The organism is Pseudomonas sp. URMO17WK12:I9, assembly GCF_900230165.1.
GTDB lineage: Bacteria > Pseudomonadota > Gammaproteobacteria > Pseudomonadales > Pseudomonadaceae > Aquipseudomonas > Aquipseudomonas fulva.
Window position 1 is genome coordinate 31,342 of sequence record NZ_OCMQ01000016.1, and the last position, 21,582, is coordinate 52,923.

The window sequence follows — 21,582 nt, forward strand, 5'->3', positions numbered from 1 at the left end:
TTTGATGAAGCATTGCCAACGGCGCCATCTACAGCAGCTTGAAAGGGAATTCGGTGATCAGGCGAATCTCATCCATGTCACCGCGTGGCTCAGCCGAATTACCGCGGTGCACGCCGTACCGCGCTCTCAAGCTGAGGTTTTTCGCCGGCCCGTCTTGCACGACATATTGCATCTCGATATTGCGTTCCCAGTGGCGCCCCCCATCTCGAAAGCCGAGGGGATAGTAGGAACTGTACGGTTCGATATCGGAGCCTTTGCCACCCTGTCCCTGCATGTAGCGAATCATGAACCTCAGGCCAGGCACGCCACGCGCACTGAAGTCATAGTCGTAACGAACCTGCCAGGACCGATCGTTGGGCGCGTTGAAGTCACTGAGCTGCACATTGTTAGCCAGCTGTGCCACGGTGGTTTGCCCGTCTCGGAACGCCATATAATCGAAGGGCGTGTCGCCCTGCACCTTCTGGTATGCAAGCATGAGGGAATGGGCACCGAACTTGACGCCCGGAGCAAAGGACCAGGTTAAGTTGTCGATGGGCCCGCCATGGGCGGCACCGATGTCGACCGTTCGGTACATGCTGAAATTCAAGGTTGGGGTCAGCCCCTCGACGAGGGCAGGCAAGTAGCGAAACCCCAGGTAATCCTGGCGCCAAAGATCTTCGGCACGTTGAGTGCTGAGGTAGCCTTTGACTGCGCCCTGCTCATAATTCAGGCTGAGATAATCGACCGTATCCGTCTCCGTAGCGCCATACAGGGAACGTAGCGTGCTGTCGTTGCGGTTCTCCGAAGGCGCCTTGCCGGCGGTGATGTGGGCGGCATCGAAGGTTAGCGGCTGCAGATCGCGACTGATGAGCTGCCATGCTGTCACAGTTTGCGGCAACAGGCGCCCGGAGCCACCATCGGTGAGTAACACCGGAGAGGTGCGCAATTCCATGGAGCCGTATTTGAGCACCATTTCACGGTACTTGAGCTTGAGCGCACCGCCGCCCACGCTGTACTCATTCGCCACATCACCGTCGTTGTTGACGTGAAGCAGGTTGGTGCCGGTCTTGCCACGACCACTGTCAAGCTTCAATCCCGCATACAGATGCGCGTCGAATCCCAAGCCGACAACACCAGTCGTGAACGGGGAGATGTAGTCCAGAGTTAAGCCTTGGGCCCACTCCGCGCGATAACCGTTAACGGTGCCTGATCGGCGGTTGGCACCACCGTTGCGGAAGTCGCGGTTGAGATAAAAGTTCCGGGTTAAACCGGACAAGCTTCCCTGCTGAAAATATGTTGAAGCATCGGCCCATAGTTCATCTGCCAAGGCCTGTTGGCAAGCCAGCGCCAGCCCTAAGCCAGACACTAGTCGGTAATCGATCACTGCAGGCATAACCACACTCCTGGGTACTCACGTGCACCACGCGCAAGGCCTTGAGGCCATGCATGGTCAGGGAATGACTAGCTGGGGGTCGGCCGACGACGCACGCTTCGGCGATCGAGGTCGGCTCGAACAGTTGTTGATTACAAGTCGCGGTCGGCCGGGTGGGCTACGATTCGCCGATATTCATCTATGGCGAGCTCTACCAAGGTGCCTGGAGGCAAAGGCTCTGCAGTCTGGGCAATTACCACTGGCCCATCGCTCAGCTCGACACTAGCCAGGTGCAGGAGCTCTGCGGTAGCGATCCCGATCCGCGCGCGCACCACGGTAGCCTGAGCAATCCGGGCGGCCCCGGCAGAGACTTCCTGCCACTGCGCCTCACCGCAGCGCGGGCAGCTGTAACGCGGCGGGAAACTGGCCTGGCCGCAACCGACACATTGCTGGATCATGAACGCCATGCCACACCCCCTTGCCACCGTTCGAGCACCACCGCGTTGGCGCACATGCCGTAGCGATACTGGACCATGCCATAGCCGGTCACCACCGCCAGGCGCGCATTGCTGACCTGGCGTTGACCGGCGTCGCCAAGCAGCTGGGTAATAGCTTCGACCAACCCATGCATACCCCCCGCCGCGCCCGCCTGGCCGGCCGAGAGCTGCCCGCCCGAGGTATTCACCGGCAGTTCGAAACGGCCTATCCGCCGCAGCGCTCGCCGGTAATCGTCGTCGGGGACGAAGCCCAGGTCGGCGAGCTGGATCAGGGCCATGACCGGATAGTCGTCATACACGCACGCCAGGTCCATGGCATCAGGCCCGGTATTGGCGCGGTCCCACAGCGTGTCGGCAATCTTTGCCAGCGGCGTCTGCAGGCCATCGCCAGCCTGGTGGTCATCGTTGTGCAGCGCCTTTACTGCACGCACCGCCACGTTGACCGTGTTGCGGGCGAGGTCGGCGCGGGTCAGCAGGATGGCGTTGGCGCCATTGACTACCGGTACGCAGTCAAACCGGCACAGCGGGTCGGCCACCATGGGCGCCTCAAGGTACTGCTCGATGGTCAGCGGCTCGCGGTAGACCGCCAGCGGGTTGCGCTGCGCCCAGGCTCGCTGGGCAATGCACAGCTCTGCATAGTCTTCGCGGCCAAGGCCGGTGCGTTGCGCATGACGCTGGGTGAGCATCGCGAACACCCCATTGGGCCCGCCGTGCTGAAGCGGCTTGAGGTACTCCTCGGTGGTCCGGTTGTAATGGTCGACCAGAGTCTTGAAATCCTCCGGGGTGAACGTATCACCGGCCACCAGTACGATCACGTTGGCATCACCGTGCTGGATGGCACGCACGGCATGCTGCAGCATATTGATCGCGCTAGCCCCGCCATTGCGGTCATCCATGCACCAGGTCAGGGTCAGCCCGAGGCGCCACGCCAGATCGATGGCGTTGTCCGGCCGGTGGGTGAAGGATGCCACGCCCAGGCCGTCGACCTCATGCGCTGCCACGCCTGCCTGGCGCAGCAATTGCTGCACCGCCCTGCCGAGCAGTTGCGACGTCGACTCACCCGTGCCGCGCCGGTTGTAAGGTACTTCCAGGGCCCCGGCGATCAGCGCCACGGCGTCATTGCTTGCTGACCGGTTCATGACCGCCCTCCTTTGGCCCGCACGCGGGTCTCCTTGGTGAAACAAAGAGAGATGACTGTGATCAGCCCCAGCGCCATCATCATCAGAGAAACTGGCCAACTAGCCTGGTAATGCGCCAGCAAGGCGGTAGCGATCATCGGCGTCAGGCCACCGGAGAATACCGAGGCGACTTCGTGCCCGAGAGCCATTCCGGAATAGCGGACCTCAGTGCTGAACAGTTCGCCCATAAGACTAGGCTGCGTACCGATCATGGCCCCGTGGCAGATGGCATTGCCAATGAGGAAGGCGAGCCAGATCCAGGCAGGCTCTCGGGTCTCGAGTAACCAGAAGAATGGGAATGCCATTAGCACCATCCCTAAGGCACCCACCATATATACCGGCTTGCGACCTATGCGGTCCGACAAACGCCCCCAGAACAGCATGGCCACCAACTCCACGCACGTGGAGAACGTGACTCCCGCCAGCATCACACTATTGGGCACGCCAAGAAACTTGCCGTAGACAAGAGCGAACGCCAGCATGATGTAGGAGCCGCCGTTTTCAGCCACTCGCAACCCCATGGCCATCAGCACTTCCCGCGGATATCTGCGCAACACATCCAGCACGGGCATATGCGCCGTCTTGCCCGTTGCCTCAGCTCGCTGGAAATCCTGACTCTCTGGCAATGTCCGGCGAATGTAGACGCCCAGGACGAATATGACGATCGAGATAAGGAACGGAATGCGCCAACCCCAGCTATGGAAATCCCGCTCCGGCAACAACTGGACTAGATAGAACACCGCTGCGGACAAGACAAACCCACCGCCCACTCCGATCTGACTAATCGAAGCGTAGAAGCCGCGGCGCTCAGGTGGCGCCGACTCGCTGATCATCAGCACGCCACCGCCCCACTCGCCTCCTGCTGCGATGCCCTGCAAGATACGTAACAGCAGTAGCAACGCGGGCGCCCACATGCCCGCTTGAGCGTAGGTGGGCAACAATCCGATCAAGAAAGTTGCCCCGCCCATGATAGAGAGCGTCCATACCAAGGCTTTTTTGCGACCGTACTTGTCCCCGATATGGCCGAATATCACCCCACCGAAAGGCCGCGCGAGAAAACCCAATGCAAACCCGGCCAGTGCCGCGATCGTACCCACCAGTGGATCGGTGCCCTTGGGGAAAAACAATTCCCCGAATATGAGCGCCGCCGCTGTGCTGTAGAGAAAGAAGTCGTACCACTCCAACGCCGTGCCAGTGACAGAAGCCAAGACGATCTTGCGAAAGGTCTTACTGTCGATCGGTACTCGGTTATCAACTGCAGCGGAAACATGACTGTGCTCCGACTGGTTATCTGATAGTTCAAGCGAATGCGTGCCCGTCATGGCCGTCTCCGTCAATGACTGAATATTTATGAACGCTATTTTTATTGTTGTTGCATCTTTTGTTATTGCACGGCAGTCAAAGCTAAATGATTAGGCGCGTTTAAGCCTGTAGCCGGAGCACTCTAGGTCCCATGTACTGGCGGTAACGCCGAGTTCTCTCAATTTATATTTCTGAACTTTGCCGTTTTCGGTTTTCGGCAACTCGATAACAAAATCTAAGTAACGCGGCACGGCGAAATACGCCAACCGTGACTCACAATATTGCGTCAGCTCCAATGGATCGAGCGTAGTCCCCTCCTTGATGACGATAGATGCCATGACTTCATCTTCCGCCAGTTCGGATTTCACCGCATATACCGCCACGAGCTCCACCGCGGGGTGGCTCGACAGAACCTGCTCCACCTCAAAAGACGAGATGTTCTCTCCACGGCGACGGATTGTGTCCTTCAAGCGGTCAACAAAGCGGAAATAGCCGTCGCTATCGCGCACAACCCGGTCGCCGGTGTGATACCACAGGTTGCGCCAGGCTTCGACAGTCTTTTCCGGCATACCAAAGTAGCCGCAGGCGAAAGCGAAGGGCTGCTCAGCGCGCAATACAAGCTCTCCTGGTTCGCCATCCGCTACCGGCTGATCCTGGCTGTCTACCACCCGGGCACTGAAGCCTTTGGCCAATCGGCCCATAAAACCAGGCCGCTGATTCTCCAGAGTCCCTCCAATCACGGCATTGGTTTCGGTAGCCCCATAACCATCGATGAGGCCTATGCCTGTGCGTTGAATAAACGGGGCGTGGAACTGTTCAGGGACGCCTGGGGCTAGCGCGACACGCACGTTATGCGCGCGCTCGAGCTCATTGTGCGGACGGCTGAGAAGGATAGGCACCATGGCTCCCAGCAGATACGTCACTGTGGCCCCGGTTTCCGCAAGCGCCTGGTAGAAGCCGCTAGCGGAAAAACGTTTGTCTACCACCAGCTGTGCGTCGTGCAGCAAGGCCTGGAAAAAGGCGTTCAATGCATTGGTATGGAACAACGGCAGGCATGTATACAGCACATCCCCGGGGCGCACCTGTAGGTCGCCACCGGTATTCAGCCCCCACCAAAAGAATTGGGCGTGCGGGCAGATCACGCCCTTGGACAACCCGGAAGTCCCGGAGGTGTAAAGGATAACCAGCGGGTCGCCATCCTCGAGCACTGCAGGTGGGGCCATGGACGCACTGCGAGGGGGCATCGACCGCACCCTCAACCGCTCCTGCCAAACCGCGTTGACATCGCCTTGCGGCGAAAGGACCCACAGGGCTTCGACAGCAAGCGCAGAGTAATCAAGTGCCGCGAGCACATCCAGATTGACCTCTTCACTGACCAATAAGCGCGCCCCACTATTAGCCAGCACATGATTCAACTGCATGCCCCGACAGGCGGTATTAATAGGCACCGCAACCGCGCCCAGCCAACCACATGCCAACAGCACTTCAAGGAACTCGGCGCGGTTGGCGCACATCAATCCAACCCGATCTCCACGCTTTATCCCATATTCCGCGAGTGTTGTGGCACGCCGTCCTATCACGTCGACAAGTTGCGCAGCAGTCCAAGTGCAGCTTCGGTCGGAAAAAAGCGCCGTTTCAGGGCTGCGTTCAATACGTTTCAACAGCAGCACCGGAAGTGTTAATGCCCCGCCAACTGCTTGTTGTTTGCAAAAACCTGTGTCCATCACTCAAAGCCTCAGATTGTTGTATCGCCTCGCTGTTGTTCCGAAGTCTATGAACCTGTACCCTATAAGTCAAATTCATGGCAATTATACAATTGATAAACGGTATTTATACGAATGCGCAACTTGAATGATGTCGATCTAAATCTGCTTAGGGTTTTTCAGGCCATAATGGAGGAACGCAGCTTGACACTCGCGGCTGGACGCCTGGCGATTACACAACCTGCTGTAAGTTACGCCTTGGGTCGACTTCGCAAGCTTTTTGATGATGCGCTATTCGTACGCACGCCGGAAGGCATGATGCCGACCCAGACCGCCGAGCGGATCGCCCTACCGATCGGACGGGCACTCACGGCAATACGCGATGCTCTGAATGAAACCGAACCCTTCGATCCTGGTACTAGCGACCGGGAGTTCCGTTTGTGTATGTCAGACATCGGCGAACAGGTGTTCCTGCCGTCGCTTTGTGAACGGCTTCAAACGCTTGCGCCGGCCATTAGGCTCTCATCAGAGCTGGTACCCGTCGCCATGGTGGTCGAGCGGATGCGTATGGGGCAACTGGACTTCGCAATTGGTAACCTGCCCACACTGAAAACAACCACCCGGTACCAATCCCTGTTCCGAGAGCAATACGCCTGCATGACTCGCAAGCGTGACGGACTTCCGGCCGGGAAAATCAGCGTGGAGGATTTTCTTGCCCTCTCCCATGTCAGTGTCACCTCCACTGACAGCAGCCACTTAGCCATCGAGGACACTCTGGCCTCACGTGGCCTGAATCGACACATCGCTTTGAGGGTACCCCACTTTACAGTTGTGCCGCAGATACTCAGGCATACAGGGTGGATGGTCACCCTACCTGAAGGCGTCGCACATGCGCTGAATCATTCGAATGATTTCGTGATTTACCCGCTGCCAGTGGAGATGCCGGGGGTCGAGTCTACCGTTCATTGGCATGGTGCCTACGACGCTGATGCCGGCAATCAATGGTTCAGGGCATTTCTATTTGAAACCTTGCGCAGATAAGGCTATTGCAGATCAGGGGTAGTCACGGAGGCCAAGTCATAAAGGGGCTAGCAGCATACGTCGGCGGGTATTGCTGGCCGGGCTGCGCTACGCGCAGTGTGCGCAGCACGGCAAGGGTATACGCGCCCGCATGGCCCGGTCATAGACTGAGCCGCTTCCGAGCCGAAATGGACGGGCAAAATTACCTAACTCCTCATTAGGATCATTTACGCGCCAGGCTACGCCATGTTGAGGGCCTCCTCCCTGCGCTTCGGCTCGGGCGCCAGCATAATGCTCGGCCTGACGTTCATCGGTTTGCGTGCAAATGAAGCTGACGACACGGCTCATTTTCAGGAGCAGCGGAATGCGTCGTTTTTTTAATTGCAGCCATGGTCCACTACTGCTGGGCCAAGCCAGGCGCACCATTCAACCATCCCATAAACGCCAATAGTGATTGGCATTTTAGTCCGGAGAAGCTTTCATCTCCTTATCAGCCAGCATGCGAACCGCCGTCGTGAACTAGCCCAGCGATCCAGTCAGCGAACGCCTGCACAGCTGGTGATAGAAAGCGCTGATGTGGATATAACAAGTGTACAGGAACCCGGTCAGGCTGCCAGTCAGCAAGCACTTCGACCAGCCGCCCCCATCGTAGATGTTCGGAAACAACATTCTCGGCGAGTTGCACGAGCCCAAAGCCTTCAAGGCACATTTTGATGTAGAGCCCAGTCTCGTTGACGGCTGCTGTGCCCTTGACCGGTACTGAGATTTTCTCGTCGCCCCGGGCGAAGCGCATCTCACCTGCTTGCCTTGCACGGCCCGAGAAGTAATGGATGGCCCGGTGACGAGACAAATCTCGCGGAGTCTGCGGAGTACCGTTCTCTTCGAGATAGGCAGCAGATGCACAGGTCACCCAGCGAAAACGGCCTAGTGGTCGCGCAACGAGCGTTGAGTCATCAAGCTCGCCTGTACGAATGACGCAGTCGACTCCCTCCTGAAGCAGGTCAACCTGCCGATCGTTGACGCCTATCATCAGGTAAATATCCGGGTAGCGCCGGTAAAAGTCTTGCAGGTTTGGAATGACGATGAAGTGGGCAATGCCGCCCGGCATATCGACGCGCAAACGTCCCTGCGGCCGTTTCACGGAATCCGTCAGGCTGGTCTCCGTGCGTTCGATCAGTCCCAATATTTCCCTGCATTGCCCCAGATATTGGGCGCCTTCAGGCGTCAGGCTAACCCGCCGCGTTGTTCTGTTCAGCAGGCGCACCTGCAGGTACTTCTCAAGGTTTTTAACGCTGCTGGTCACCGTTGAGGCCGGTAGAGAGAGCGTCTGCGCCGCCTGGCTAAAGCTTCCTGCCTCAGCCACACGGACGAAAACCTGCATTGCTTGAATACGGTCCATGACGGGTAACAGCCTTGGAGCAATGAAAGGAGGCATTATTATTCGCATAAATTGAATAATAAAAACAGTTCTACCATCTTTTTCCCGCAGTATCGCATTGCGTACATTGCTTCCAACGAAATTCGAAGAGGGGTACTGAAATGGGTGAATACAACCGCAGCATAGTGCAGGCTCCAGCCGCTCCGGCCGGACGCACACTTATCCGCGGCGCAACTGTGCTGAGCATGGACGGCGACATCGGCAATCTGGCGCGTGGCGATATCCTCATAGAAGGCAGCACCATCTCGGCCATCGATGAAAATCTCGAAGCCGGCGACGCTGTTGTGATTGAGGCATCCGGCATGATCGCCATGCCGGGCATGGTCGATACCCACCGTCACTCCTGGGAGGGGCAACTACGGCGAATTAATCCGAACGCCGCAACCCTGGAGGATTACTGCAACGCCACCCACTTTTCGTTCGCCAAATATTACCGTCCGGCGGACATGTATATCGGCAATCTGCTGAGTGCATTGGGCTGTATCGATGCTGGTATCACGACCCTTGTCGACAACTCGCATAACAGCCGCACCGGTGCGCACTCCGATGCCGCAGTAGAGGCGCTGCTCGATGCAGGCATACGCGCCGTACATGCTTCGGGAGCGCCGGTGGCGGGTGAGTGGGACAAAGCCCACTGGCCGGGCAACCTCGAGCGTCTGCAGGACAAATACATCAAGAACGGTGACAACCCGCTGCTCTCACTGGCAGTGATGGCGCAGCTGGAACCTGAGCTGTGGGCTGAGGCCAGGCGCCTGGGATTACCGATCATCACCGAGTTTTTTGGTGGGGACATGGCAGCTGAATTGGAAGGCTTGCATCGCGAGGGGCTGCTGCGCTCTGACAACATCTTCAACCACTGCACCGCGCTGCCGGACGCCGGGTGGAAGATCCTTCGCGAGGCTGGCGTGCGGGTCAACGTATGCCCGCGTTCAGATGCCCACTACGGCATTGAAGATGGAATGTTCGCCATGCAGGCGGCTCAGCGTCATGGCATCAGCCCTGGGCTGAGCGTTGATAACGAAACGTCCTACAGCGGCGACATGTTCATGGAGATGCGGGTAGCGTTTTATCTGCAGCGCGTCCTGGGCATGCATCAGCAGCGCTGCTGCAGCGAAGACCATCATCCGGTGGTGACCCTGCCCGCCCATGTTCTGCTCAAAGCCGCGACTGTCGACGGCGCCACCTGCGCTGGCTTGCATGACAAAATCGGCAGCCTGGTTCCCGGCAAACAGGCTGACATGATCCTTATCAATGCGCAGGACATCAACCTTTATCCGTCAGGTAATGCCTTCGGCACCGTGGTACATGCGGCAGAGCGCAGCAATGTCGACACTGTCATGATCGGCGGGCGTATCGTCAAGCAGGGCGGCAAGGTTCTGGGTGTGAATAGCGAAAAGCTGCGCGCGGCGATCGACGAGTCCCGTGAACATCTGTTTGCTGCTGCTGGCTATCAGCCGGATATGTTTGCCGAGGCATTCTTGCCGCTTGAGTCAGCCAAGTAAGGAGGCGTTAAATGAATGCAGCCTACTACCTACTGGCTATCTGCGCGGGGCTTGGTATCACCCTGCAGACCACGCTGAATGGCCAACTCGCTAAAGGTGTGGGTGGAGATTCCGTAGCGGCGGCACTGTTTTCTTTTACTGCCGGTGCGCTATGCCTGGGCATCTTTTCGTTGATGCGTGGCGGGATAGTGGCTTCAATCGCGGCTATCCCTGCCCAGCCTTTGTGGAGCCTTCTAGGTGGTCTGCTAGGTGCCGGCGCGTTGCTCAGCTACGTCGTACTCGCGCCAAAAATAGGCCTTTCAGCGCTGCTTGGCCTCGCCATCGCCGGGCAGATCATTTCGTCCCTAGTTATCGATCACTTGGGACTGCTCGGGGCAGTCGAGAGGCCGGTATCTGGTTTCAAGTTGGCCGGGGTAATCGTGATGCTCGGAGGCTTGGCAATCGCCCTGTTTGGTGACCGGTGGTCAGGGCTTGTATCCAGCTGACTCCCGTGGTTAACCCCTCTCGCTTGAAAGCCACTGATACCGATGGAGTGCAGCTTGAAGCCGAAGCGGTTGCCGCAGGAGAACTGACAGAAGAGCGATTACGAGGGTTAACTGAGTACGGGAAGCTCGGTAGAGGACTCAGTGTGATCATTTCTGGCTGCTGGCAGCCCTTAACGACTGACCGCTATCGATCCAGGCTGTGGAAAAACGCAGGAATCGCATCGATAATTGAGAACCGAGCAGATTACCTGCGGAATCATCAGGCGAGAGCGTAAATACACTCACCCAGAAAAATAGACATTTTTAGTGCTACACGGGCCGCGTCAGCGGCCCATGTAGCTGTTTACGGGCCAGCAAACGGCGGGGTTACGCCCTGATCGCCTCAAGTAGCTCTGCGATGCCGAAAATGCTCACCATGCGTTTGTGGAGGCGAGCACGTGAAGGCTCATTTCGGTGCTTAACCTCGGCAGGGTTTTGGTCACGAACTGGTTGCTTCCCTTCCAGAATCTGTTCGTTCCAAAGGTGTGCTCCACCAGGCGAACCTTCATCATCTCCGGATCTTGCTCCAATCGGATTTGCCCCTCTCGCCTACTGCTTCATGCTCGCAGCGCTTGAGTCGCCGCTCTTTATCGGTCTTACACTGCTTCTGCATGGAGCAACTCCGGCATCCTGAAAACCAGTATGCAGTAACAGGCGGTCCTCCATCGAGGAACAGGCGCGATGAGTGCCTGTCGTAATGCCGCGTCGTGGCTACTCAGCACTAAAGTCGAAAAGCTGAAACAGCAAATGCAAAAACTCAAGGGCATCGAGGCGCAGCTTCGAGCCAGTCCCGATCAGCAAATCTCGCTTGCCGGCGGAACCACTCAATGACCTCTGGTTGAAGAATCGGAGTTACCCATTCCGGAGGGGAGTCCTGCGTCAATCCACCAATCGCCATGAGCCGTAGGACCTCAGGGTCTAGCCTCAGTTGCTCGGCTGCGGAAAACACTGGCAGCAGCGCTTGCTGAACTTGAATTTCTGACTCACTGGATACGGACATAGTCTTCCACTCTCTCCTTAGACCGATCCGACACGTCAGCCGTTTGAGAAAGTGAAGATGAAGCCTCGCGCGCCCTCTGGAGGGCCATATCTACGCCCCAGGAAAGAGCCGTTGTCATCGACTGGCCCGGTCGTGAATCGAAACATTGTTCATCAAGAACCAGGCCGCTTGGCGCGTACACGCCGATGAACAGTTGAGTTCCTCCAGCTCGAGAGAGCCTGCTTTGCACGTCAATGGTTGTACCATCGGCGAGGGATTCATCATGGATCTGGTGGTGGAGCGTGGGGTCAGCCCATGCCCAAAAAAGCCTTACCGCGAATGCGCATGTCGTTCTCTTACGACGCTAGGTCTATGCTGAAGGATTTATCCACCATGGGCGCATCACCTCCGAATAGCGACCGATTTCCACCGCGCCGATGAGATACCGGACCGGCGGGTCAAAATGCTCCACAAGAATTTTTTTTTGTATAAGAAGACGCGCGTTGCGAGAAAGAAATCGCGGAAATGACAAATTCCTAGAAGGCCCAGCACGTCCTTGGCTGGGCCCGACCCGTTACTTCTCGAGGGTGGCGGCCTGGTTGCCGCCTTCTTCGGCAATCGCTGACAGTTTCTCGTCTGCAGCTTTTTCTTCTGCAAGCGTGTCGGCCAACAGCGAGGCCGCCTCTTCCATACCGAGGTGCTTGGCCATCGCAATTAGGGTGCCGTAGCTGGCGATCTCATAATGCTCAACCTTCTGGCATGCCCCGATGAGCGCCGCATCGAGCACCGCCCCCTTCTCGATTTCATCTATCAGCTCTTTGCTCTCCTCAACCAAACCCTCCATGGCTACGCACTTCATCCGCTTGAGTTTCAATCCAGCGGACTCTACCAACTGGTCAATGCGCTCTATCTGCCCCTGGGTTTCCGCTAGGTGTGAAGTGAACGCATCCGCCAGCAGCGGATTGGTAGATGCCCTAGCCAGACGCGGCAATGCTTTGGTGATCTGCTTCTCAGCGCTGTACACATCCGAAAGCTCATGGATGAACAGGTCTTCAACTGTTTTGCGAGCAACCATCGTCATTCTCCTTGGGTTTGAAAATCGATTTCACTGCAGGGTGTGGCTGACCAAGCTCTCGTGTGAGGACTCAATGGGAAGCTTTGGGGGCAGATCGTTGGGCAGCAGGGAGCCAACGCCGAACATGCTTATGGCCATCTTTACTCGCATCGCTCGGCAAGCCAGGCGCGAGTCGGCCTCGAACTCTGCTACCGCCGCGCTCATCAAATGCTCAAAGCCGATGCCGACCTGAGCCTTATCCCTCCTTTTCAAAGTGCTCATTGCGGCCTCCCGAAATTCAGTCATCTTTACCGTTGACCAAGCCTGAACCAAGATCCGCGCCGGTGACCGGGTTGCTGGCTGGATCGGACCTCGTCCCCAGCTTCATGGCTTCCAATACCGCCAGATCAGGAGCGGCCAGTTCTACCGAAGCGGTGCCATCTCCGCCATCAACGGCAGCCGATGGATTCTCGACGTACTCCCACTCCTCGCCTTCATTCCAAGGGCCGCGCACATTCGGCTCACCCGACATGTTGAAATATTTGTTGGTGAACTCCGGCATGCCAGGGAGCTTGCCCTGAGGGAAGTTAGGCTGGATGGCGTGCAGTGCTTTTTCGAAAGAAAGCTGGTGTGCGATTTCTCGCGTCATCAAGAAACCCAGCGCCTCTTTCACGCCTGGGTCGTCCGTCACGTTCATCAGGCGCTCGTACACGATCTTCGCCCGCGCTTCGGCAGCGATGTTGGAGCGAAAATCAGCTGTCGGTTCACCGATGGTGTCCACATAGGCCGCACTCCAGGGCACCCCTGCCGAGTTGGTAAGCGGAGCGCCGGCGCCGTAGAGGATGCTGGTAATGTGGGAATCGTTACCGGCGCCATTGATTGCTCGGTACAGCTCTCCCTCCTCTTCGACCCCCTCAGCAAGTCGGCCCTTGGCGCCCTTGTTAAGCATCACGACTATCGAGCCTACAATCTCCAGGTGGCTCAGCTCTTCAGTGGCGATGTCCATCAGCAGGTCTTTGCGGGTCCGGTTGTCAAAAGTCCCACCGAGCTGAATTTGATCTGCCGGACGACAATCAAGGAACTGAGTTCTGGGGAGCCAAACGCGACGGTTATATTCAATGATACCGATCCGGTCGTGGGTGGTTTTGATCCAGAGCGAATGGCTCAGGTATTTACCAACCTGATTGGTAATGCAGTCAGGCATGGTGACCTGCAGCAGCCAATCCAGGTCGCCCTCAAAGGCAGCCACAACACAATGACCTTCGGAGTCAGAAACGCCGGAGAGCCCATCTCTCCAGCCGCTATGCCATCCTTGTTTGATCCTGATCGTCGATACTCTGGTTATACCGAGACGGGTAGCAAAGCTTCTCAAGGCCTGGGGTTAGGCCTTTTCATCGCAGCTGAAATCGTCGCCAGTCATGGAGGGAAAATCGACGTGTCATCCTCTAAAGAGAGCGGCACCTGCTTCAGCGTGACGATCCCGCTGTAGAGCGGTGCTCAAGGAGGGCTGCTGCTTCACGCATAAAAATCTCGAGAGTTTTAGGGCCAACCCCTTCGAAGCTCAAAAGCCAGGCCTGGAAGGCAGAGGTGTCCAACTCGTTCTTTTTCAGCGAGATCAACTGAACATCGAGTTCGCTAGCGGCCCGAACACTCAAAGCATGAAGCCGCTTCGCCGTGGACTCGTCGTATCGCGCGTAACCTGCCTGGCCTAGGAGTCCTACGAGATCCCGATGGGAACAGCGGGCCAACTTCTCCGGCGTATCCAGGCCATGCCGATCAACCAAGTTCCGGTACTCCTCCACGGCGAAGGAGGAACGAATCCTCTTCCCGATCAGGTAGCTCGCGAGCAGCCACTTGTACAGCCCATGCCCGGTCGAATCGCTGACATTGATACCCAGGCCTGCAGCGGTAACTGGTATCACCCCTTCGAACGCCTCGGGTCAGCCGAACGTGGGTAGGTACGCTCTTCTTCGATGGTGCCGTCAGCTTTATGAATTTTCACCGAAGCTGTTTTGCCATCAAAGAAGTCAGCCAGCGAACCAACCAACCCCTGCTTCGTAGCGGCGCGCTTGGCGGCTCGTTCCGCACCGGTTTTCTTCAGCTCCCAGCCATCAGCGGTTAGGCTCAGGTGGTAGTTGTCCATTGCCTTTCTCCTCATGCGTAAATGACTTGACCGTCGTCCTGAATGTCTTCGTCGGCGTCCGCTGCGTCCGTTGCATCGGCGCCTCTCACGCCCAACGCTCCCAAGGCAATGTCGGCGCTGTGAACGCGCGGCGATCATCCACAAATCGAATTTAGGGACGTCACGGGCAGAATGATCAGGAACTCCGAAAATGGGTTGATCTTCGGCTACGCGATAGGCGACCGGGTTAACGCGTTGTATCGCCCTGAAGCACCCGCTACGACCGCGATCATCAATGACCGAGGCGCGCTGTGGGGCGCGAGCCTTTGCCGGCCCTTGCCTCTGATAGCGGACTTTGTGGGAGCGAGTTAACCCGCCAACACCGGCAAAGCCGGTGACATCCACCGCGTCGTCTGCTTAGCGGGAAAACCCGCTCCCCACAGAGTGCGCGTCGCACTTGGTAAAGCCGTTAGCGCTCAGCGGTCGCAAAGGGGCGATTGCTGCTCTTCACGATCATGGATATCGTCATGCCTACCTCTTCGCTATATTAGGTCTGATAAGCACAGGTTATCCGAACCTATTGCCGCGTTGAGCAATATGAAATTGACAGAGCCGATACAGATGCCTTCGTCCCTGCCGCTGGTGCTGGCAGAGCTGGCTGGCAACAACCGGGCCGCTGCTGAAGCATCATCACCGCCGGCATCGCAGCCAATACCGTGCACAGCTATCAGGGCGCCCTAGCATACTCGGCGGCGTGGCTGCGTTTGCGCTATTGCCGGTCGCTTGGCGATGGCGCGCTGCCGCCCGAGATTGCGGTGCAGTTCATCGTCAACCACCTAACCAGGCCCGATACTATCGGCGGTTAAACACACCTGCTGCCGCCGGCCGTCGACGCCGCGTTGATGGCGGCCACAGTCACGGGAAAGCTGGGGCCACTGTCGTTCAGCACCGCTTGGCAGTTTGGGCTAAATGGGATAACCCAAGTGAGGCTCCAGCGGTGAAGGCTCTACTGCGTGAGACACGCAAGGCTCAGGCACGCCAAGGTTTATCCGTGCGAAAGAAAACCGCAGTGGTATCGGAGCCGCTGCAGGCGATGCTCGCCACCTGCAATAACGGCGTGCGTGGCACGCGCCCTGCTGTTGCGGGCCTAGAGCGGCGGTGGCCAGCGCCGCTCGGAAATCGTGGGTTTAGAGATCGGAGACCTGCGCCGCCTAGACGTCGAAACCTGGCTTTATACACTCGGGGCAACCAAAACCGATAGTAGCGGCGTACGGCGGGAAAAGCCGCTTGAGGGACTGGCGGCTCCGGCGCTGAATGTATGGCTTCCTGAAGTACCGGCCTGCGAGGGTCCGCTATTTCACCGCTTGTACAAAGATGGCGGGTTCGCGGCTGCTGGTCTGTCCGGTGACCAGGTCGCGCGCATCGTTAAATGTCGCGCAGCACTGGCCGGCGTTGACTGCGACTGGGTAGCGCACAGCCTAGGTTCAGGATTCTTCACTGAGGCTAGAAAACAGGGCGTGCCGCTTGATGAAGTCATGGCGATAACTGAACACCGTAGCATCAGCACGGTGATGGGAAACCTCCAGGTAGGCTCTCTGCTGGGCAGCCGTGCTAGCCAACTGTATCCAGCACCAACTCCAGAGGACGACGATAAACAAATGCCAGTAACCGAGTGAGCTTGCGCTTCGCACCCCGTCCCACTCCCGCGGCTCCAAGGGTTTTCGCGTTTAGGTCTGGCGCCAAGCTGATTAGTCGGGTTGGCGTCACAAACGCTTACAGCCTGAATAGGCTAACCCGACCGTCGAGCGGCCGCTCTCCGGCACCTTCTTCGTAATAATGTACGGCCCAACCCTCAGGAACGTGCGCCTCCCGACGAACGTAATCAGCGGAGCTGCTAAACTCTACCTACCAGCCCACAAGGCGCGTGCTAGAGCTCTCCCATAAAGGGTCTGCAAGTACCGCATGGATGCCAAATGGTTGGCTGATATTTAAGAACAACAACTTTTACAAGGTATAATGATGTTATACCTAGTGCCTGACCTTTTCCGACAATCTGCGCTTGCCAGTCATCGACCGCGATGCCACTTTTTACGTGAGCTGCGCGAGGTAGTTAATCGATGCACAGGCACATATTGACGGAAGGTACGAAAATAATTCATAACGGCGCTTTAGCTGAAGTAGTAGCTTGGGTAGAAGCTGACAAGCTGCAGATAATTGACAGTTATCACAAAATCAAAATAATCAACATTTGCGAGATTCAGTGCGTAATTGATCATGCCACTCTCCAGACATCATTGAAAAACGATAGCCTTGATATTTCGGCTTTCGATGCAGAACAACTGAGCGATGCCCAGAGAAAATATGATGTCATCACCAAGCACCTTGAAGAACCAGCCAGTCGCCCAGTTGCCGAAGCGGTGGCTCAGGACCTGGCCTGTAGTAGTTCATATGCCTACACATTGATCCGTCGCTATGTGCGCGGGAGTTTTAGCTCGCTGATAAAGGAGAAGCGTGGACGGAAAGTTGGTACCCGACGCCTTGCGAGCGAAGTAGAGAACATCATCGACAGTACCATCACCGCGAGCAAAGGTCCTGGAAGCTCTATCAACGCCATATCAGAAGCAGTCAAAACAATGTGCGAGAACGCTGGCTACCCAGCGCCGAGCACTAAGACCATTGCCTTGAGAGTACGCCAGCGCTCCCCCAGTGACAATACGAAACGGTTGCATGGTGGAAAGAAATCTCGACAGGACCATCTGGTGCGCGGAGGAAAACATCTAACTAAGCGTGCGCTTGAGCTAGTTCAAATAGACCACTGCATCATTGACGTTATCGTCGTCGATTCGACCAGCCGAAAACCGATTGGGCGCCCATGGTTAACGATTGCAATCGACGTCCACACCAGATCTGTCATCGGTTTTTATCTAAGCCTTCACCATCCTTCCGCGGTATCCAATGCTGCATGCTTAGTGCACTCGGTCACACCTAAACACGGCTGGTTATCAGAGCTCAATTTGCATGAAATTCAATACCCTATGTATGGGCTCCCCCAGCACATTTATGTCGATAACGGCAAAGATTTTCGCTCTGCCGCGTTCATTTCAGGATGTAAAGAATATGACATTAAATTAACGTGGCGCCCTCCTGGTTCGCCACATTATGGCGGTCACATCGAGCGATACATCGGAACCCTTATGAAATCTATGCGTGGCTTGCCGGGCGCTATCCTCGCGAGTGTCGCAGACAAGGCAAGATACTCCAATCTAAAGGCGCCAGGAATGACATTGAGTGAAGTGCGCGACTGGATCATTGAGCAGGTCGGTATTTATCACATGAAAGAGCACTCCGAACTGGGGTGCTCTCCCCTGCTTAAATGGGAGAGCGCTCACAAAAATAAAGATGGGAAAATAATTCCACCAGCGATAGTAGGAGATTTTAGGAAATTAGCCATAGACTTTCTTCCATTTAAGCGAGGCTCAATCCAGAGAAGCGGTGTCACTATCCACGGAGTGCAGTATTATGCGCCGGCGCTCAAGCGCTTCAGCATTAAAACACCTTGCATTATCAAGTTCAACCCACAGTCAATCTGTAAGATCTGGGTAAAACCAAACGGTGAAGGCAGTTATATTCAGTGTGACTACTCGGACATCAGATTACCAGATTGCTCGCTCGCTGAACTAAAGGCTGCACGCAAGGAACTGAGCGCCGAGAACAAATCTAGAGTGCCTGTTTCAATGATATTCGCGGCAGTTGAAAGAAACCGCGAGAGGGTTGCAGCAGCGACACAAAAGACTGCAAAAATGAGACGCGAGCAAGAAAAACAAAAAAATTTGTTCACCGCAGATTTAAAGAGGATAGTGCCAGAGCTCTCACCTCGCCTGGACTATAGCCGTCAACCAAAGACTTACGACGTGGAGTGAATGTGATGGCTAGCGACTATTCGCACCTCAACACACTGTGCCAGTCCGTAATGGCGCTGCCCACCAAGGAGAGGATAGGTTTCATTCATAAAGATAAGTGGGTGAATCACAGCGCAGGAGTGAATATCCGGAATAGAATCAAATCCTCACTTTTCCTGCCCAATAACGAACAAGCAATGTGCATGATGATCGTAGGTGCCGGAGGAGTTGGAAAATCTAGTCTGCTTGATCGCGTCGTGAAAGATTGTGAATCATGGGCTCATCGACAAGGCGTACCTGCACCATACCTGCAATTGAAGCTGCCGTCAGATCCGACGTTGAGAAATAATATATCCGCGCTGTGTAACCAGTGCGGGCTGTCTACCCACAGCGTAACGAAAGATGCACTGCCTAGGCCGTTGGAACTATTGTTTAAGGCCCGAAAAATCAGAATGTTGCTCGTGGATGAATTCAATCACCTGCTGGCTGTAAATCGAATCGAAGCGAGAAAGAATTTAAATTTCTTCAAGCTTATCTCTGGCCCTCCAATGTCACTCATACTGGTGGTGTTTGGCACGCATGATGCTATGCACGCAATAAGAATGGACATACAGCTCTCCAGTCGCTTTCAGGTTTTTGAACTGGAGCAGTGGAGGCCAGACGAGGAATTTCGATCATTTCTGGCCAGCTACGAAAAATGCATCCCCCTCATGCATCCATCTAATTTGGCGTCCAAAGAGATAGTTGATTATTTTGTTAATCAACTAGAACCAACAACACGCAATATCGTCAATCGACTCAAATGGGCTGCGATGACGGCCATTCTTGAAGGTTCCGAGCGCATTAGTATTGATGTGCTTAAAAGATCTGATTTCCTCCCTGACCTGAGCTCGGTGTATGAGTAGTAACCACTTATTTGTAGGCATGCACCGGCCTTACTCTGATGAGGTCTTCAGTTCGTGGCTTAATCGCGGTATAAAACGAGGCGTTCCAAAGTTTTTTGAGACGGCGGCAATATTGGCACATTTAGGGATTACTGATCCAGACAGCATCAAGCATGCCCAAGTGTGCATCTTGTCCTCTCAGATCCTGGGCTGCACACCTAGCGCGATCCAGAGCCTACTGCCAACCCCCGCTTTGTGGCTTCCGCCCGTCACTCAGAGACGAAAATACTGTATTTCCTGCATAGCTGAAGATCTGGCTCAAGGGCGCCATCCAGCTTACAGAAGATCTTGGCTCCATCGATGGTCCGTTGGCTGCCCTGTGCACTTACATCCGTTGTCGATGATCCATCACTTTACTGAGGACACTAATGAAACTATAAGTCATGCTGTTTTTGTTGCTCTATCAGGCGACTCGCCTTGGTATAAATTTAGCTATCAAGCCATCCTGGCTGCCTCTTTACGGCGCCCTGAACTTGGCTGCTTTCTGACTGCGCTACGCTTCCAGCTTTGGCTAGCAAACGCCCTTAAACATTCGACAGTGCATCTGCCTACCGGAAGGTCAATAAAAGCAAACCACCTCTTACAGATAATTGATGCCACCGCAATAACTCTGGTCAAGGGTTTTTGCGACACGGACCTTGCCCTCGTATCTTTTACGCCACACGACGCCGGCAGTGATGCCGATCGTCACAACGCTGCTAGATTAGCACCTAACGATATTGCGCGGTTTGACCCTTTGCATACCTCAAGATTACTCGCTACTCTTGGGGCATTCCTAGGCATCCCTTCTTGCGTATCAATGTGGCGCATACTTAGCAGGAATTATCGATATAGTCCACCACCCCTTATAAGCTTTTTTCCTGATATAGAAGCACAAATAACTGATGAGATAATCAAAAAATTATGTGCTTATAAAAACCCTTGCATTGATCTCGTGGAGGGTTGGCTTAGTAGCGTAGGGACACACCGACTCCATCCCGCGCCCTTTTGTTTTATTCGATAACGTTCCTAAAGCTTTGCGACTGCTAACCGCCGCGTTTGGAGAATCCTCGCATGGCAAACCCAATCGACCCCAATGACTTGGACCACTCAATTCTTCCTGAAAACATCTTCTTCGCTCAGCAGGCTTTAAAGCAATATTTTTTACACTTTATCGGCGACAGTCGCACGACGATGTTTAACTGTCTTAAGTACCTTGCACGCGACATTGGCTACGACGACTCACGACTTGAAAGCGTACCTTGGCAAAGGCTGGACGCCCCCAGCATTATTTCATTAGTCAGTGAGTGGAAACAAAAATACTCTACAGCCACAATAGAGCTGAGGCTGATTGCAGTACGAAAAATACTTCGGTGCTGTATGGCTCAAGGCCTCATCACTGACAGACAGTACCGAGAAGTAGATGCGCTTCGATTTGAGTTTGAAAAATTGAGAGATTATCGTGGCGTCTATGTCAACTCCGACACCATTGTAAATTTAATGCGCAGCTGCCTGAACGATGAACGTTACCTCCTCGCACTTAGGGATTGCGCCATGGTTGCTTTGCTTTTCGGAGCGGGTTTACGTCGAGCAGAGGCTAGCGCAGTTAGGCGTCATGATGTGGATTTGAAAAATACATCGCTGCAAATATTCAACAAAGGAAAACTAACCTCCCGTCGTCTACTCAACTGGGCACACGAACCATTGATCAACTGGCTGGAGGAGTCAGGCAACCATATCGACTGTGGCGATTGTATTCTCCAACGTGTCAGCAAGAGCGGGAGAATACTGGGAAATCTTACGGCGGATGGTTTGTATAGCGCACTAAGGTCAAGGTGCTTAGAAGCGGGCATCTGTCCCTTGGGGCCTCACGACGCAAGGCGAACATTCGCTATGGATTTTTCACACAAATATGGCTTAAGCGCCGCTCAAATTGCACTCGGGCATAAAAGTATTTCTTCGACGTTAAAGTACGACCAATCGGGAGATCAGGGATCTGAATGGGCTGAGTTTTAGCTAAAGCGATTCCTGGATAATCCCATCATCACTTCGGTCAAATCCCCCATACCTGCTGCAAAAAACCGCGGCTG

General features: G+C 55.4%; 19 protein-coding genes and 2 pseudogenes. 8 read left to right on the plus strand and 13 right to left on the minus strand.

Annotation, left to right across the window (positions count from 1 at the left end; genetic code table 11):
- Positions 1-28: 28 nt before the first annotated feature.
- The 5 genes from CRP40_RS20900 to CRP40_RS20920 all read right to left on the minus strand — a co-directional run bounded on the left by CRP40_RS20900 (position 29) and on the right by CRP40_RS20920 (position 6,052).
- Positions 29-1,372, minus strand: a complete 1,344-nt coding sequence (locus CRP40_RS20900) for an OprD family outer membrane porin (protein WP_050587353.1) — start codon at positions 1,370-1,372, stop codon at positions 29-31.
- Between the two features lie 131 nt (positions 1,373-1,503).
- A complete protein-coding gene (locus CRP40_RS20905) occupies positions 1,504-1,818 on the minus strand; it encodes a zinc ribbon domain-containing protein (RefSeq protein ID WP_027915662.1) in 315 nt (104 codons plus the stop codon).
- The gene (locus CRP40_RS20910; protein WP_027915661.1) at positions 1,806-2,987 is read right to left on the minus strand and encodes a thiolase family protein; all 1,182 of its coding nucleotides are present in this window, start codon (positions 2,985-2,987) and stop codon (positions 1,806-1,808) included. Before CRP40_RS20910 ends, CRP40_RS20905 begins: the two co-directional genes overlap by 13 nt.
- The gene (locus tag CRP40_RS20915; RefSeq protein WP_025754668.1) at positions 2,984-4,348 is read right to left on the minus strand and encodes an MFS transporter; all 1,365 of its coding nucleotides are present in this window, start codon (positions 4,346-4,348) and stop codon (positions 2,984-2,986) included. Before CRP40_RS20915 ends, CRP40_RS20910 begins: the two co-directional genes overlap by 4 nt.
- Positions 4,349-4,438: 90 nt before the next feature.
- Positions 4,439-6,052, minus strand: coding sequence for an ATP-dependent acyl-CoA ligase (locus tag CRP40_RS20920; protein WP_033695118.1), 1,614 nt, complete (start codon positions 6,050-6,052; stop codon positions 4,439-4,441).
- Positions 6,053-6,166: 114 nt separating this feature from the next.
- Here CRP40_RS20920 and CRP40_RS20925 point away from each other — a divergent pair, with 114 nt between their 5' ends.
- Positions 6,167-7,072 carry a LysR family transcriptional regulator gene (locus tag CRP40_RS20925; protein WP_027915659.1) on the plus strand — a complete coding sequence of 302 codons (906 nt, stop codon included), beginning with the start codon at positions 6,167-6,169 and terminating at the stop codon, positions 7,070-7,072.
- Positions 7,073-7,541: 469 nt separating this feature from the next.
- Here CRP40_RS20925 and CRP40_RS20935 read toward each other — a convergent pair whose 3' ends face one another.
- Complete coding sequence (locus tag CRP40_RS20935) at positions 7,542-8,450, minus strand: LysR family transcriptional regulator (RefSeq protein WP_027915658.1); 909 nt, start codon at positions 8,448-8,450, stop codon at positions 7,542-7,544.
- A gap of 140 nt (positions 8,451-8,590) precedes the next feature.
- Between CRP40_RS20935 and CRP40_RS20940 the strand changes: the two genes are divergently transcribed.
- Complete coding sequence (locus tag CRP40_RS20940; RefSeq protein WP_027915657.1) at positions 8,591-9,991, plus strand: amidohydrolase family protein; 1,401 nt, start codon at positions 8,591-8,593, stop codon at positions 9,989-9,991.
- 11 nt (positions 9,992-10,002) lie between these two features.
- A complete protein-coding gene (locus tag CRP40_RS20945; RefSeq protein ID WP_027915656.1) occupies positions 10,003-10,476 on the plus strand; it encodes a DMT family transporter in 474 nt (157 codons plus the stop codon).
- A 366-nt stretch (positions 10,477-10,842) separates the two neighbouring features.
- On the opposite strand, the pseudogene CRP40_RS22260 reads toward CRP40_RS20945, so the two are convergent.
- Positions 10,843-11,158, minus strand: a pseudogene (locus CRP40_RS22260) (IS5/IS1182 family transposase); the annotation flags it as partial.
- Between the two features lie 38 nt (positions 11,159-11,196).
- Here CRP40_RS22260 and CRP40_RS22075 point away from each other — a divergent pair.
- Positions 11,197-11,346 (plus strand): hypothetical protein, encoded by a 150-nt coding sequence (locus CRP40_RS22075; protein WP_155738207.1) that lies wholly within the window; start codon positions 11,197-11,199, stop codon positions 11,344-11,346.
- A 152-nt stretch (positions 11,347-11,498) separates the two neighbouring features.
- On the opposite strand, the gene CRP40_RS22265 is transcribed toward CRP40_RS22075, so the two are convergent.
- From CRP40_RS22265 to CRP40_RS20985, 6 genes are all read right to left on the minus strand, one after another.
- On the minus strand, positions 11,499-11,783 hold the full coding sequence (locus tag CRP40_RS22265; protein ID WP_081255240.1) for a hypothetical protein: 285 nt from the start codon (positions 11,781-11,783) through the stop codon (positions 11,499-11,501).
- Positions 11,784-12,068: 285 nt separating this feature from the next.
- Positions 12,069-12,569: a ferritin-like domain-containing protein gene (locus CRP40_RS20960; protein ID WP_027609205.1), complete on the minus strand. Its 501-nt coding sequence runs from the start codon at positions 12,567-12,569 to the stop codon at positions 12,069-12,071.
- Between the two features lie 30 nt (positions 12,570-12,599).
- The gene (locus tag CRP40_RS20965; RefSeq protein WP_033695117.1) at positions 12,600-12,830 is read right to left on the minus strand and encodes a hypothetical protein; all 231 of its coding nucleotides are present in this window, start codon (positions 12,828-12,830) and stop codon (positions 12,600-12,602) included.
- A gap of 16 nt (positions 12,831-12,846) precedes the next feature.
- Positions 12,847-13,797 carry a manganese catalase family protein gene (locus CRP40_RS20970; protein ID WP_231100237.1) on the minus strand — a complete coding sequence of 317 codons (951 nt, stop codon included), beginning with the start codon at positions 13,795-13,797 and terminating at the stop codon, positions 12,847-12,849.
- A 217-nt stretch (positions 13,798-14,014) separates the two neighbouring features.
- Positions 14,015-14,470 (minus strand): DNA methylase, encoded by a 456-nt coding sequence (locus tag CRP40_RS20980; protein WP_027915655.1) that lies wholly within the window; start codon positions 14,468-14,470, stop codon positions 14,015-14,017.
- Positions 14,467-14,691 carry a DUF2188 domain-containing protein gene (locus tag CRP40_RS20985; protein WP_027915654.1) on the minus strand — a complete coding sequence of 75 codons (225 nt, stop codon included), beginning with the start codon at positions 14,689-14,691 and terminating at the stop codon, positions 14,467-14,469. Before CRP40_RS20985 ends, CRP40_RS20980 begins: the two co-directional genes overlap by 4 nt.
- A gap of 576 nt (positions 14,692-15,267) precedes the next feature.
- On the opposite strand from CRP40_RS20985, the pseudogene CRP40_RS20990 reads away from it, so the two are divergent.
- From CRP40_RS20990 to CRP40_RS21005, 4 genes and pseudogenes are all read left to right on the plus strand, one after another.
- Positions 15,268-16,346, plus strand: a pseudogene (locus CRP40_RS20990) (tyrosine-type recombinase/integrase).
- Positions 16,347-16,787: 441 nt separating this feature from the next.
- Positions 16,788-18,590 carry a DDE-type integrase/transposase/recombinase gene (locus CRP40_RS20995; RefSeq protein ID WP_081255239.1) on the plus strand — a complete coding sequence of 601 codons (1,803 nt, stop codon included), beginning with the start codon at positions 16,788-16,790 and terminating at the stop codon, positions 18,588-18,590.
- A gap of 5 nt (positions 18,591-18,595) precedes the next feature.
- Complete coding sequence (locus CRP40_RS21000; protein ID WP_081255238.1) at positions 18,596-19,474, plus strand: TniB family NTP-binding protein; 879 nt, start codon at positions 18,596-18,598, stop codon at positions 19,472-19,474.
- Positions 19,475-20,566: 1,092 nt separating this feature from the next.
- Complete coding sequence (locus CRP40_RS21005) at positions 20,567-21,508, plus strand: site-specific integrase (protein ID WP_027915652.1); 942 nt, start codon at positions 20,567-20,569, stop codon at positions 21,506-21,508.
- The last annotated feature ends 74 nt before the right edge of the window (positions 21,509-21,582 follow it).

What these genes read in the sequence shown, in the direction of transcription:
- CRP40_RS20915 (WP_025754668.1), bottom strand. Translation starts at nt 4,348, where the DNA reads ATGACGGGCACGCATTCGCTTGAACTATCAGATAACCAGTCGGAGCAC.
- CRP40_RS20910 (WP_027915661.1), bottom strand. Translation starts at nt 2,987, where the DNA reads ATGAACCGGTCAGCAAGCAATGACGCCGTGGCGCTGATCGCCGGGGCC.
- CRP40_RS22075 (WP_155738207.1), top strand. Translation starts at nt 11,197, where the DNA reads ATGAGTGCCTGTCGTAATGCCGCGTCGTGGCTACTCAGCACTAAAGTC.
- CRP40_RS20925 (WP_027915659.1), top strand. Translation starts at nt 6,167, where the DNA reads ATGCGCAACTTGAATGATGTCGATCTAAATCTGCTTAGGGTTTTTCAG.
- CRP40_RS20995 (WP_081255239.1), top strand. Translation starts at nt 16,788, where the DNA reads ATGCACAGGCACATATTGACGGAAGGTACGAAAATAATTCATAACGGC.
- CRP40_RS20920 (WP_033695118.1), bottom strand. Translation starts at nt 6,052, where the DNA reads ATGGACACAGGTTTTTGCAAACAACAAGCAGTTGGCGGGGCATTAACA.
- CRP40_RS20935 (WP_027915658.1), bottom strand. Translation starts at nt 8,450, where the DNA reads ATGGACCGTATTCAAGCAATGCAGGTTTTCGTCCGTGTGGCTGAGGCA.
- CRP40_RS21005 (WP_027915652.1), top strand. Translation starts at nt 20,567, where the DNA reads ATGGCAAACCCAATCGACCCCAATGACTTGGACCACTCAATTCTTCCT.
- CRP40_RS20985 (WP_027915654.1), bottom strand. Translation starts at nt 14,691, where the DNA reads ATGGACAACTACCACCTGAGCCTAACCGCTGATGGCTGGGAGCTGAAG.
- CRP40_RS21000 (WP_081255238.1), top strand. Translation starts at nt 18,596, where the DNA reads ATGGCTAGCGACTATTCGCACCTCAACACACTGTGCCAGTCCGTAATG.
- CRP40_RS20900 (WP_050587353.1), bottom strand. Translation starts at nt 1,372, where the DNA reads ATGCCTGCAGTGATCGATTACCGACTAGTGTCTGGCTTAGGGCTGGCG.
- CRP40_RS20960 (WP_027609205.1), bottom strand. Translation starts at nt 12,569, where the DNA reads ATGGTTGCTCGCAAAACAGTTGAAGACCTGTTCATCCATGAGCTTTCG.
- CRP40_RS20940 (WP_027915657.1), top strand. Translation starts at nt 8,591, where the DNA reads ATGGGTGAATACAACCGCAGCATAGTGCAGGCTCCAGCCGCTCCGGCC.
- CRP40_RS20965 (WP_033695117.1), bottom strand. Translation starts at nt 12,830, where the DNA reads ATGAGCACTTTGAAAAGGAGGGATAAGGCTCAGGTCGGCATCGGCTTT.
- CRP40_RS20905 (WP_027915662.1), bottom strand. Translation starts at nt 1,818, where the DNA reads ATGGCGTTCATGATCCAGCAATGTGTCGGTTGCGGCCAGGCCAGTTTC.
- CRP40_RS20945 (WP_027915656.1), top strand. Translation starts at nt 10,003, where the DNA reads ATGAATGCAGCCTACTACCTACTGGCTATCTGCGCGGGGCTTGGTATC.